This window comes from Devosia sp. LjRoot3, assembly GCF_964252865.1.
Taxonomy (GTDB): Bacteria; Pseudomonadota; Alphaproteobacteria; order Rhizobiales; family Devosiaceae; genus Devosia.
The window spans coordinates 146,180-158,002 of sequence record NZ_CAXUPK020000002.1 but is presented as its reverse complement, the minus strand read 5'-3'; the positions used below and the strand labels follow the sequence as shown (position 1 = coordinate 158,002).

The window sequence follows — 11,823 nt, the reverse complement described above, 5'->3', positions numbered from 1 at the left end:
CTTGTTGTTTTGTGAAGCTAACCTAGGTGCGGCGGTACGGTTCCGCTAGGGCCGGGCCTACACCCCGCCGCGGATCTCGGGCTTCACTTCTTTCTGATACCACTCGCCGAGCTGGTTCATCAGCGCCGGGAACAGGTTCTTGCGCTCGGTGGCAGCAACATTGTCGGCGATCTGCTCGGGCTTCGACACGCCGGCAATGATGGTGGAAACCTGCGGATGATCGAGAATCCAGCGCAGCGCAAACTGGCTCATCGGCACGCCCTCGGGCGCCAGCCCCTTCAATTCCTGCACCAGCTCGACACCCCTCTCGAACTTGATGCCCGAAAAGGTTTCGCCCACCGAGAAGGCCTGGCCATCGCGATTGTAATTGCGATGGTCGGTTTCCTCGAACGTCGACGTCTTGTCATACTTGCCGCTCAGGAGCCCACTCGCAAGCGGCAGGCGCACGATGATGCCGACATCCTTTTCCGCCGCCAGCGGCAGCAGCTTTTCCGCCGCATCCTGGCGCAGCAGGTTGAAAATGATCTGCAGCGTCGCGCAGCCCGGCTGTTCGAGGCAAATCATCGCCTCTTCGATGGTCTCGACGCTGGCGCCCCAATGGCGCACCAGCCCTTCGGCCTTGAACTCGTCCATCCAGCCAAAGATCGCGCCGTCGCGCAGCACCTCGGTCGGCACGCAGTGAAGCTGCGCCAGGTCGAGCGAGGCAACGCCAAGCCGCTGCGCCGAACCGACAAGGCTCTCGCGCACCCGGTCCTTGCTATACTTGTTGGGAAAGAGCGCCGCCGAACGGCCAAGCTTGGTTGCAACCTTCACGCCAAATGCCTTGGCATGGGCGCCAATCCGGCGCTCGGAAAGCCCGCCGCCATAAACATCGGCCGTATCCCAGAAATTGATCCCGGCGCCATTGGCTGCATCGAGAATGGCTGAAGCCGCCTCGTCCTCGACCGGCCCAAAATCGCCGCCCAATTGCCAGCAGCCAAGGCCGATCTCGCTGACCTCAAAACCCGTCTTGCCCAAGCGCCGCGTCTTCATTCCAGGCTCTCCGTATCCTTGTCCGCCGGTTCCGTACCCAGCGTGATAATCTGATCATCCGGCCCGATCACGCTGCGTCTATGCGTAATGGCGAGGATGGTCACCCCATCCAGCCCCCGCAATTCGCGCATGATCTGTCCCTCGGTTGTCTCATCGAGGGCCGAACTCGCTTCGTCGAGGAACAATACTTTGGGCCTCGCGTAAAGTGCACGCGCTATCGACACGCGCTGCCTTTCCCCACCCGAAAGTTTTAGGCCGCGCTCGCCCACCGTGGTTTCAAAACCTTCCGGTAGGTTTTCGATAAAGCCAAGGATCGAGGCACTGGCCGCTGCCTGCCGCATGCGCTCCATATCGAATGGCCGCCCAAGCACGATATTGGCGGCAATGGAATCGTTGAGCAGCATCACATCCTGCGGCACAACGCCCACGGCATCATACCAGTCAGACCGATCAATCTGCGCGAGATCGACACCATCGACGAGAATGCGCCCCTCCGTCGGCTCCAGCGATTTGAGCGCCAGCCGGAACAGCGTCGTCTTGCCCACCCCGGTCGGCCCCGTGATGAAGGCAATGCGTCCGGGCGACACGGAAAAGGACACGGCTTCGAGCGTCTGCCGGTCACCATAGCGGAAGCCGACCCCGTCAAAACTAATCTGCCCCGTGACCGATGTCAGATGGCGATCACCATGGCTCGCCCGATCGTCCGGCGCCTGCCACATCTCAGCAAAAGGCTTGAAGCGCGAGATCGACCGCATCACCTCGTCGATCGCCGTGCCGATCATTTCGAACGGCCGGTTGAGCTGCACCAGCACGAGGTTGATCAGCACGATATCGCCCAGCGTCATCAGCCCCTCGGCAAAGCGCGGCAAGAGGATCACATAGGTCACCGCCAGCTGCACGGCGAGCGCCAGACCAAACAACCCCGACAGCGCAATGCGCCGCCAAGACCAGCCGACCCAGGATGCGCGCGCCAACTCCGCCTTTTCGGCAAACTTCTCGCTGATCCAGCGATCCCCGTTGAAGTAGCGGATCGTCTCCATCGCATTGACGGAATTGCCGACAAAACGCGCATTGTCCTGATTCGCTTCGATCGCCTTGTCGAGCAGCGGCCGCGTCCATTGATTGGCGAAATAGGTCAGCGTGATGAAGCAGAGCCCATAGATCACCACGATGACGACAATCTCGCCGCTGATCGCCGTGCCAAGCAGAGCTATGGAAAGGGCGATCTGTGCCACGCCGGGCACAAACACCATCAGCGCCAGTTGCACCAGCGATTGCACGGCCCCTTCGCCCTGCGCCCGCGCCGTCTGGATCGCCACCGGATTGTGCTCGATGAAGAAGGTGCCGGGCTTTTTGAGAAGCTTTGAAAAAAACTCCGTCGCCGCGCTGAATTTCAGGTTTTCCGAGGTCATGAACGACATGAAACCCGAGGCATAGCCAAACAGCGTCTCAAAGCCCCGCATCACCGCATAGCCGACAAAAGCCGTAGCAATACCGGCCGCGACATTGCCGGCGGCCAGCTCGTCGACCAGCCGCGAAAACACATAGGGCGTCGCGATGGAAAGAACCGAGGAGGCGAGCGTGACCACCGTGATGCCGGCCAGCATCAGGCGCGAGTCTTTCCAAAAATGGCGCAAAATAGCCCGCAGGGCGGGCAAGGCCGTCGTCCAGTCCGTTCGGGTCATGGGCGTTCCGCTCGTCTGCCGGGGCGTTCAGAAGGACGCGTAACCTGACGAGGCGAGCGCCTCGGGTCAACCCGCTGCGAGCAGAAAGGGGACGCGCAGCCTATTCAAAATAGTCAGGAAAATCCGAGATCGTCTGGTTGAGCAGCAGTTCGGCCCGGGCCAGATGCGCCCGCATCGCCGTCTCGGCAGCCATCGGATCGGCCTTGGCCACCGCCTCTACAATCTGCTTGTGCTCAGCAATCGCCCGCTGCGTCGAAGAGACGCCGAGCGTCAGATAGCGCACGCGATCAAGCTGCATCTTGTGATCGTCGATGAGCTGCCAAGCATATTCGACACCCGCCAGACGCGCGAGAGTCCGGTGGAACAGCTCGTCGAGCGTATGAAAGCGCCGGGAGTCACCGGCATCGGACGCCGCTTCCTGGTCGGCGATCAGTTTTGTCAGCACGTTTGCCGCATCATCGCTCGGCTGCCCGGCAACCCGGCGGATGATTTCCACCTCGATGCTTTCGCGAATGAAGCGTGATTGCCGCACCCCGACCGGCGAAATCTTCTTCACCACCGTCGCCCGCTTGGGACGGATCAAAAGCAGACCCTGCTGGGCCAATCGAATAAAGGCTTCACGCACCGGCTGGCGCGACACGCCATAGCGGCCGGCAATATCGCTTTCGGAAATCACATCGCCAGGCTTGAGCGCCATGGTGATGATATCATCGCGCAGCGCATCGACGACGCGCATGGCGATGGTTTCCTTGGTATTTTCCAATGCCGCTGCGGCCATGGCTCACCGATTCCTTGATTGCCGACCATGGGCCGAAATGGCGGCCGTGGCTCTATGCCCCCGCCGACTTCCACAGTTTTCTGGGCTTTTGGCATCTTCCCCATCCTTCCATACAAGAATGGCATTCGCGCCCCATGTCAATTCGCCGGTTGCGACACCGCAGCCAGCGCCTCGGCGAGGAGGTCGAACACGACCCTTATGCGCCGCGCCGTCCGCAATTCGCGATGCGTCGCAAGCCATGTCGGCACCGGCACGCCGACAAAGGCGGGCCAGGCCTCTTCTACCTCAGGTGTGCGCTCGGCCACCGCCTCCATCATCAGGCCCAATAGCATGCCGCGCCGCACCCAATCCCAGGCGACGAGGCCACTATTGGTCAGCAGCGGAAAATTCGCCGCCGTCAGCGACAGGCCATTGCGCTGCAATTCGGCGAGGATGATCTCGACACTATCGGAAAAGCCGACAAACTCGGCCCGGCTCAAGCCGGCCTGATCGACCGGCCGTCCTATCCTGTCGAGCAGTTCCGGCGTGCCATAGATTTTGGCCACCGTATCCGGCAGCCGCCGCGCAATAAGCTCCGCCTCCTGCGGCGGCACATGCCGAATGGCAATGTCTGCCTTGCGCCGGATCAGGTCCTCCACCGAATTGGAAGCGACCACGTCCACAACAATGCCCGGCGCCATCTGCCGCAATTTGACGAGAACAGGCGGTAAAAGATATTGCGCATAGACATCGCTGGCGGTGATGCGAACCAGCCCCTCCACCGACTGCGACTGCCGCGACGCCACCAGCGCGATCGTGTCCGATGCCTCGCCCATGGCCCTGAGCGGGGCAACCAGTTCCCGCCCCGCCTGAGTCAGCACCAGCCCGCGCCCGACGCGCTCGAACAGCGTCACGCCCAGGCTTTTCTCCAGCGCCGCCACCTGCCGCCCCAGCGTCGGCTGGGTCAGCCCCAGCTTTCTCGCCGCGCCCGAAAGCGACCCCGCCTCCACAGTGGCGAGAAGCGCACGCATCTGATTCCAGTCGAGGTCGCGGCGATCATCCATGCATCCATGTATATGATCTGTGCCTGTTTCTGCAATTTTGTTGACCCGCGCAAAGCTCTATTTTCCTTGCGATGGAACAGTGGAGGAGAACCGGCATGAGCGGACAACAAGCGTTCTGGAATCGCATGGCCGACCGCTACGCCGCCCAGCCGGTCGCCGACGAAACCGCCTATCAGACCAAGCTCGCCGCCACCCGGCGCCTCTTGCGCCCCGATATGGAGCTCTTCGAATTCGGCTGCGGCACCGGCTCCACCGCCCTGATCCACGCCGCCAATGTCCGCCACATCCGCGCCGTCGATTTTTCCGAACGCATGATCGAGATCGCGCAGGGCAAAGCCGAAAAGGCCGGCACAAAAAACGTAACCTTCGAAGTCGGCTCCATCGAAAACGTCGACCTCGCCCCCGAAAGCCTCGACATGGTGCTCGGCATGTCCATCCTGCACCTGCTCAAAAACAAGGAGGCCGCCATTGCCAAGATCTTTCGGGCCCTGAAACCCGGCGGCTATTTCCTCACCAGCACGGCCTGCCTCGGCGACATGATGCCCTTCATCCGCTTCGTCGCGCCCCTTGGCAACCGGCTTGGTTTCCTGCCCCATCTCGATGTCATGACGCAAAACCAGTTGCGCTCCGCCATGGAGACTGCCGGCTTTGCCGTCGAGCACGAATGGCTGCCGCAGAAGAAGGCCGCCGTCTTCATGATCGCCCGCAAGCCGGCCTAAAACCCCAAGACTCTGTGAATTGAACTGCCGCTTTGCCGAATCGGCGCCGCGGCGTGCTAAAGGTCCCTCCACGCGTGTGCTGGAGTTGAGATGCAGGTTGCAATCGACATGGGCGAGAGCCGGGGTACCGGCACTGCCCACATGGACCTTGAGGAATTGCTGGCCACCCGTCTCCTGGTCCAGGGCAATTCCGGTTCCGGCAAATCCCACCTTCTGCGGCGCCTCCTCGAACAATCCGCCCCCTGGGTGCAGCAATGCGTCATCGACCCCGAGGGCGATTTCGTCACGCTCGCTGATAAGTTCGGCCATCTCGTCGTCGACGCCACCCGCACCGAAGCCGAACTGACCCGCATAGCCACCCGCGTGCGCCAGCATCGCGTCTCGGTCGTCGTCAATCTCGAAGGGCTCGATGCCGAGCAGCAGATGCGCGCCGCCGCCGCCTTCCTTGGTGGCATGTTCGATGCCGATCGCGATTTCTGGTACCCCGTCCTCGTCGTCGTCGACGAAGCCCAACTCTTTGCCCCCGCCGCTGCCGGCGAAGTGTCGGACGAAGCCCGAAAAGTTTCCCTCGGCGCCATGACCAACCTTATGTGCCGCGGCCGCAAGCGCGGCCTTGCCGGCGTCATCGCCACCCAACGCCTCGCCAAACTGGCGAAAAACGTCGCGGCCGAAGCGTCAAACTTCCTGATGGGTCGCACCTTCCTCGACATCGACATGGCCCGCGCCGCCGACCTCCTCGGCATGGACCGCCGCCAGGCCGAACAATTTCGCGATCTGGCGCGTGGACACTTCGTCGCCCTTGGCCCGGCCGTCTCGCGTCGTCCGCTGCCCATCGTCATCGGCCCCGTCGAAACCTCGGCCCGTTCCACGAGCCCCAAACTGACTCCGCTCCCCGAAGCCCCGGTCGATGCCGCCGACCTGATCTTCACCATGGACCCGGATGAGATCGCCCGCCCGGTCGTGCGCCGCCCCGCGCCGCCCCCGCCCCCCTCGACCAACGAACTCCTCGCCCAGGTCGCCCGTGCCCGCGCCGAGCGCGAACCGGAGCCGACCTCGCTCTTCCCCGAAATCGACGAAGCCGAGCGCGAAGAGACCATCAAGTCGGTCATGATCGAATTGATGAGCGACCCCGATGCCGGTTTCCGCAATACCGCGCAGCTCTATCAGGATTTTCTGGTGCGCTGCCGCATTCGCCGCGTGCCCGGCGAACCGCCGGCCCTGCCCGCCTTCAAGCGCCTCCTCGCCGTCGCGCGCGTCGCACCCGACGAAGAAACCGCCTCATCCGACGGCTGGCAGCAGGCCCTCACGCTCTCGGAAACGCTCACCGACGACGTACAGGGCGTCTTCCTGGTCCTCGCGCAAGCCGCCCTCACCGGCGGCCCCTGCCCCTCGGACGCAACCATCGCCCGCCTCTACGGCACGCACTCGACTAGCCGCGCCCGTCGCCTTCTCACCTGGTTTGAAGAGCGCGGCCTGATCGTCATCCGCACCGACTTCCGCAACCAGCGCATCGCCGCCTTCCCCGATCTCGGCGTCGAAACAGCCCCCGGCGATCCCAATGGCCCGGACGTTCTGGCCGACGAGCGCGGCGCGGCCGAGTAACTCCGCCTCCAACCCCATCCACGGTGTCATTCCCGCGAAAGCGGGAATCCCTGTTTCCCAACGAAAATCCCCGCTTTCGCGGGGATCTGAGAATTTTGAAATGCTGGGTGCGGGGGTAGGCGCAGCCTCTGGCCTACCCCACCAACTCCGCCCTGAACGAATATTTCGCTACCGCCCCCGGCCCCAGCAGAGCGGTGTACGGCCGCTGATCCAGCGCATCCGTGCCCCCGACTTCCGCCGCCGTCCCGTGCCATGGCTCGAGGCACACAAATCCCGCCCCCGGCTTGGTCCAGAGCGCAAAGTTGGGCAGGTTTTCCCAGGTGAAGTTAATGCTCGGGCCGTTCTCGGCCCCATAGACCAGCCCTGCCCCGGCTCCATCCGGAAAGATCATCGCATCCTTCTCGAAATCGGCATGGTTCAGCGCCAGCGCACCAGCCACGAAGGGCGAGGCCAGCGGCTCGGGATTGACCAAACCTCCCGATAGGCGGAACAGCGCCGGCTCCCCGCCATTTTCGAGTATCACGCTGTGCTTCTGTCCCTCGCCGCCCGGCAGCGGCCAGGCGAAAGCTGGATGAAAACCCACCCCATAGGGCATGATCACGGAATCCCTATTGGTGACGGTCGCGGTAACGATCACCGCCCGCCCTTCCAGCCGATGCTCAACATCGAGCTGGAAATCGAACGGGAACATGGCCCGGCTCGCTTCCGAGGCTTCGAGCCGGTAGATGCAGTGCTCGCGCCACTCTTCCACGAGCGTAAAGGCACTGCGCCGGGCAAAGCCGTGCTGGCCCATCTGGTAGCGTTTGTCTTCGACACTGACCACGTCCATGGGGGCGCGACCCACCATGGGGAACAGAACCGGCGACCGGCCGGTCCAAAAAGTGGCATCTCCGCTCCACAGCCAGTTTCGACCATCCCGGGTCGATAGCGACTGCATTTCGGCTCCCAGAGCCGCCACGTCTACGGTCAGGTCGCTATTGCTGATTCGAGTGAGTTGCATGTGCGTCCTCCAGGCAATCTCTCTTTAGGCGGGGCAGCGGACCCTAGCCTTGTTGAATAATCAAGGAAACCACCTGAAATGCCTTCACCAAAAGCGATGGGATCACTTTTGCAATGTGAAGGCGCGGCAAAAACCTGGCCACAGGCAATCGCTTGAGTGATTAGCAGGTCGCGAGTAAGCAGCGGGTAAAGGACGCGTTCACAATGACAATGCCGCCGCTGCCCATCGATGCCGCCCTGCCGGCTTTGGCCGATGCCCTTGCCCGGGGCAGCAGCGCCGTGCTCGTCGCCCAGCCTGGCGCCGGCAAGACCACCCGCGTACCCCTCGCCTTGCTCGACGCCCCCTGGCGCAATGACGGCCGCATCATCGTCCTCGAACCCCGCCGCCTCGCTGCCCGCGCCGCTGCAAGACAAATGGCAAAGCTCCTCGGCGAGGAGGTCGGTGAGACCGTCGGCTTCCGCGTGCGCATGGAGTCAAAGGTCTCGGCAAAGACGCGGATCGAAGTCGTCACCGAAGGCGTGTTTACGCGCATGCTGCAGGACGACCCCGAGCTTTCAGGCGTCGCCGCCGTCCTCTTCGACGAATTCCACGAACGCAGCCTCGACGCCGATCTCGGCCTTGCCCTCGCGCTCGATGCCCGCGCCCTGCGTCCGGACCTGAAACTTCTCGTCATGTCGGCCACCATCGACGGCATCAGCGTCGCCAAACTCCTCGACGGAGCGCCCGTCATCGACAGCCCCGGCCGCACCTTTCCGGTGGACACCATCTATGCCGAACCCGACCCTCTGGAGCGCCTCGAAGACCAAGTCACAAAGGCGGTCCTCAAAGCCATGCGCGAGCATGAAGGCTCTGCCCTCGTCTTCCTCCCTGGCCAGGGCGAAATCACCCGCACCGCCGAACGTCTTTCCACGCGCCTGCCGCCCAACACCGACCTCGCCCCGCTCTACGGTCAGCTCACCCCCGCCGAGCAGGACGCCGCCATCCAGCCCTCGCCTGCCGGCCGCCGCAAGATCGTCCTCGCCACCTCCATCGCCGAAACCTCGCTGACCATCGAAGGCGTTCGTATCGTCGTCGATTCCGGTTTCCGCCGCGTCCCGGTCTATGAGCCAGCCACGGGCCTGACCACCCTCGCCACCGTTCGTGTCTCCCGCGCCGGCGCCGACCAGCGCCGCGGCCGCGCCGGCCGCACCTCGCCCGGCGTCGCCATCCGCCTCTGGAACCTCGGCCAGACCGCAGCCCTCGAAGCCTTCGAGACCCCCGAAATCCTCTCCGCCGACCTCTCCGGCCTCATCCTCGACCTCGCCGCCTGGGGCGTCAGCGACCCCAAAAATCTCGCCTTCCTCGATCCGCCGCCCGCCCCCGCCTGGGCCGAAGCCAAGGCGCTCCTCACCCGCCTCGACGCCATCGATGACGAAGGCCGCCTCACACAGGCCGGCAAAGCCCTCGCCAAACTCCCGCTCCATCCGCGCCTCGCCCACATGGTCGTTACTGGCGCCGAAGACGGCGACGCTGAAACCGCGGCCGAACTCGCCGTCCTCATCGGCGAACGCGGCCTCGGCGGAGACGACACCGACCTCGCCCGCCGCCTCGACCGTTTTCGGACAGACCGCTCCCCCCGCGCACAGGACGCCCGCGTCATGGCAAAACGCTGGAGCAAACTCGCGGGTGGGCAAAACGACGAAGCCCGCGACCCCGGTCACCACCTCGCCCGCGCCTTCCCCGATCGCGTTGCCCAACCCGCCGGCCCACGCGGCCGTTTTCGTCTGGCCAATGGCCGTCAGGCCCAGGTCGATGAAACCCACTCCCTCGCCGGCGCCAGCTTCCTCGTCATCGCCGATATCACCGGCAGCGCCACCCAAGGCCGCATCCGCTCCGCCGCCGCCCTCGACCCCGCCGATCTCGAAACCCTCTTCGGCAATCACATCGTGAGCGAAACCACGCTCACCTTCGACCCCGCCTCCGGCTCCGTTAGGGCCCGCCGCCAGCGCCGCCTCGACACCCTGCGCCTCGCCGACGAACCCATCCCCGTCACCGACCTCGAACGCGCCGCCGAACTCCTCGCCGAAGCAGCCCTAAAACGCCCGGAAACCCTGCCCTGGAGCAAGGACCAAAAAGCCCTCCGCGCCCGCGCCACCTTCCTGCGCCAAACTCTTGGGGAGGATTGGCCCGACCTCTCCGACACTGCCCTCGCCGCCGACCCGGACTGGCTCGTGCCCCACATCACCGGCGAAACCCGTCTCTCGAGCATCTCCGCCGATCACCTCGGCCAAGCCCTCGATACGCTCCTGCCCTGGGCCAAAAAGCAGGAAATCGACCGCCTGCTCCCCAGCCACTTTTCCGCCCCTTCCGGTAGTCACCTCCCCATCGACTACGCCGCCGAAAACGGCCCGGCCCTCGAAATCCGCGTGCAGGAACTTTTCGGCCTCGACCGCCACCCCAGTATCGCGAACGGCCGCATTCCCCTGCTGCTGGTCCTGCTCTCCCCCGCCCATCGCCCCATCCAAACGACCCGCGACCTCCCCGGCTTCTGGCGCGGCAGCTGGAAAGACGTCGCCAAGGATTTGAAGGGTCGCTACCCCCGCCACCCCTGGCCCGACGATCCAATTGCGGCCCCGGCCACCAGCCGCGCGAAACCAAGAGGCACTTAAGATCCCACCCACCCACAGCGTCATTCCCGCGAAAGCGGGAATCTCTCTTCGCTGGAGCAGCGCCTGAAACGGAGATTCCCGCTTGCGCGGGAATGACACCGAGTATGTGGCTGGCGTCTATGAAAGCAAAAAACCCGCGGCTCGCACCGCGGGTTTTGTCTACTTAGGCCGCCGTAAAATTCAGCGCCACGCCATTGATGCAATAGCGCAGCCCCGTCGGCGGCGGACCATCGGGGAACACATGCCCCAGATGGCTGCCGCAGGTGGCGCAGTGCACTTCCTCGCGCACCATGCCATGGCTGCGGTCGACCGTGCTTTCAACAGCACCCGGCAGCGGGTCATTAAAACTCGGCCAGCCGGTACCGCTTTCAAATTTCAGCGTCGACCCAAACAGCGGCGTATCGCAGCCGGCGCAGGCAAAAGTGCCCTGACGGGTCTCGTGCAGCAGCGCGCAACTGCCGGGCCGTTCAGTGCCGTGCTGGCGCATGATGTAATACTGTTCAGGCGTCAAACGCTCCCGCCATTCAGCGTCGGTCCGGGTCACGGGATAGGCATGGGCATCCATGGCTTAACTCCTTTGTCGCACTGTCATTCGCTGGAGATATAGGTTTAGTTACACCCATCCACCAGCGCCAGATTCATCACGCCGCGCTGACCAGCCCGCCAGCACCGTTCTGAAAGAGGTCTTCATGTCCCAGCACATCGTCTCGTCCATTGCTGAGCTCGAAGCCCTTTACCTGCCCGCCCCCGTCGCCGCCTCGACCGTGAAGGTCGCCCGCGCCATGACGCCGGAATATCGCCGCCTCATTGAAGCGAGCCCCTTTGCCGCCCTCGCCACCGTCGGGCCCGAAGGCATCGACTGCTCGCCCCGCGGCGACAAAGCCGGCTTCGTCCGCATTCACGACGACAAAACCCTGATGATGCCCGACCGCCGCGGCAATAACCGCATCGATTCCCTCCGCAACATCGTCCGCGATCCCCGCTGCGCCTTTTTGTTCCTCCTCCCCGGCTCCGGCACCACCATGCGCGTCAATGGCCGCGCCCATCTGTCGGTCGATCCCGCGCTGCTCGAGAGCTTTGCGGTCGACGAAAAGGCCCCGCGCTCGGTCATCGTCCTCGAAATCGACGAGCTCTATTTCCAGTGCGCCCGCGCCATCGTCCGCTCCGAACTCTGGAACCCCGCCCGCCACATCGACCCGGCAACCCTACCATCGCCCGGCCAGATCCTCGCCGCCATGAGCGAAAACACCGTCGGCGGCGAACCCTATGACAAGGCCTGGCCCGAGCGCGCCAAGGCCACCATGTGGTAAGAGGTC

General features: G+C 64.0%; 10 protein-coding genes. 4 read left to right on the top strand and 6 right to left on the bottom strand.

The window, feature by feature from the left end; all coding sequences use genetic code 11:
• Positions 1-57: 57 nt before the first annotated feature.
• From ACSQ2A_RS07780 to ACSQ2A_RS07765, 4 genes are all read right to left on the bottom strand, one after another.
• Positions 58-1,032, bottom strand: coding sequence for an aldo/keto reductase (locus ACSQ2A_RS07780; protein ID WP_436071750.1), 975 nt, complete (start codon positions 1,030-1,032; stop codon positions 58-60).
• Positions 1,029-2,717 (bottom strand): ABC transporter ATP-binding protein, encoded by a 1,689-nt coding sequence (locus tag ACSQ2A_RS07775; protein ID WP_436071749.1) that lies wholly within the window; start codon positions 2,715-2,717, stop codon positions 1,029-1,031. The genes ACSQ2A_RS07780 and ACSQ2A_RS07775 overlap by 4 nt, the downstream gene beginning before the upstream one ends.
• A 100-nt stretch (positions 2,718-2,817) precedes the next feature.
• A complete protein-coding gene (locus ACSQ2A_RS07770) occupies positions 2,818-3,495 on the bottom strand; it encodes a GntR family transcriptional regulator (RefSeq protein WP_436071748.1) in 678 nt (225 codons plus the stop codon).
• Between the two features lie 137 nt (positions 3,496-3,632).
• Entirely contained in the window at positions 3,633-4,538 is a 906-nt protein-coding gene (locus tag ACSQ2A_RS07765; protein ID WP_436071747.1) for a LysR family transcriptional regulator, read from the bottom strand.
• 95 nt (positions 4,539-4,633) lie between these two features.
• Here ACSQ2A_RS07765 and ACSQ2A_RS07760 point away from each other — a divergent pair, with 95 nt between their 5' ends.
• Both ACSQ2A_RS07760 and ACSQ2A_RS07755 read left to right on the top strand, forming a co-directional pair.
• Positions 4,634-5,257, top strand: a complete 624-nt coding sequence (locus tag ACSQ2A_RS07760; RefSeq protein ID WP_436071746.1) for a class I SAM-dependent methyltransferase — start codon at positions 4,634-4,636, stop codon at positions 5,255-5,257.
• Between the two features lie 90 nt (positions 5,258-5,347).
• Complete coding sequence (locus tag ACSQ2A_RS07755) at positions 5,348-6,859, top strand: helicase HerA domain-containing protein (protein ID WP_436071745.1); 1,512 nt, start codon at positions 5,348-5,350, stop codon at positions 6,857-6,859.
• A gap of 133 nt (positions 6,860-6,992) precedes the next feature.
• Here ACSQ2A_RS07755 and ACSQ2A_RS07750 read toward each other — a convergent pair whose 3' ends face one another.
• Positions 6,993-7,859, bottom strand: coding sequence for an aldose 1-epimerase family protein (locus ACSQ2A_RS07750; RefSeq protein ID WP_436071744.1), 867 nt, complete (start codon positions 7,857-7,859; stop codon positions 6,993-6,995).
• A 203-nt stretch (positions 7,860-8,062) separates the two neighbouring features.
• On the opposite strand from ACSQ2A_RS07750, the gene hrpB reads away from it, so the two are divergent.
• Positions 8,063-10,507 carry an ATP-dependent helicase HrpB gene (gene hrpB, locus ACSQ2A_RS07745; RefSeq protein ID WP_436071743.1) on the top strand — a complete coding sequence of 815 codons (2,445 nt, stop codon included), beginning with the start codon at positions 8,063-8,065 and terminating at the stop codon, positions 10,505-10,507.
• Between the two features lie 163 nt (positions 10,508-10,670).
• On the opposite strand, the gene msrB is transcribed toward hrpB, so the two are convergent.
• Positions 10,671-11,072, bottom strand: coding sequence for a peptide-methionine (R)-S-oxide reductase MsrB (gene msrB / locus ACSQ2A_RS07740; protein ID WP_436071742.1), 402 nt, complete (start codon positions 11,070-11,072; stop codon positions 10,671-10,673).
• A 124-nt stretch (positions 11,073-11,196) separates the two neighbouring features.
• Here msrB and ACSQ2A_RS07735 point away from each other — a divergent pair, with 124 nt between their 5' ends.
• Positions 11,197-11,817 carry a pyridoxamine 5'-phosphate oxidase family protein gene (locus ACSQ2A_RS07735; RefSeq protein ID WP_436071741.1) on the top strand — a complete coding sequence of 207 codons (621 nt, stop codon included), beginning with the start codon at positions 11,197-11,199 and terminating at the stop codon, positions 11,815-11,817.
• The last annotated feature ends 6 nt before the right edge of the window (positions 11,818-11,823 follow it).

What these genes read in the sequence shown, in the direction of transcription:
- ACSQ2A_RS07780 (WP_436071750.1), bottom strand. Translation starts at nt 1,032, where the DNA reads ATGAAGACGCGGCGCTTGGGCAAGACGGGTTTTGAGGTCAGCGAGATC.
- ACSQ2A_RS07760 (WP_436071746.1), top strand. Translation starts at nt 4,634, where the DNA reads ATGAGCGGACAACAAGCGTTCTGGAATCGCATGGCCGACCGCTACGCC.
- ACSQ2A_RS07750 (WP_436071744.1), bottom strand. Translation starts at nt 7,859, where the DNA reads ATGCAACTCACTCGAATCAGCAATAGCGACCTGACCGTAGACGTGGCG.
- ACSQ2A_RS07735 (WP_436071741.1), top strand. Translation starts at nt 11,197, where the DNA reads ATGTCCCAGCACATCGTCTCGTCCATTGCTGAGCTCGAAGCCCTTTAC.
- hrpB (WP_436071743.1), top strand. Translation starts at nt 8,063, where the DNA reads ATGACAATGCCGCCGCTGCCCATCGATGCCGCCCTGCCGGCTTTGGCC.
- ACSQ2A_RS07775 (WP_436071749.1), bottom strand. Translation starts at nt 2,717, where the DNA reads ATGACCCGAACGGACTGGACGACGGCCTTGCCCGCCCTGCGGGCTATT.
- ACSQ2A_RS07765 (WP_436071747.1), bottom strand. Translation starts at nt 4,538, where the DNA reads ATGGATGATCGCCGCGACCTCGACTGGAATCAGATGCGTGCGCTTCTC.
- msrB (WP_436071742.1), bottom strand. Translation starts at nt 11,072, where the DNA reads ATGGATGCCCATGCCTATCCCGTGACCCGGACCGACGCTGAATGGCGG.
- ACSQ2A_RS07770 (WP_436071748.1), bottom strand. Translation starts at nt 3,495, where the DNA reads ATGGCCGCAGCGGCATTGGAAAATACCAAGGAAACCATCGCCATGCGC.
- ACSQ2A_RS07755 (WP_436071745.1), top strand. Translation starts at nt 5,348, where the DNA reads ATGCAGGTTGCAATCGACATGGGCGAGAGCCGGGGTACCGGCACTGCC.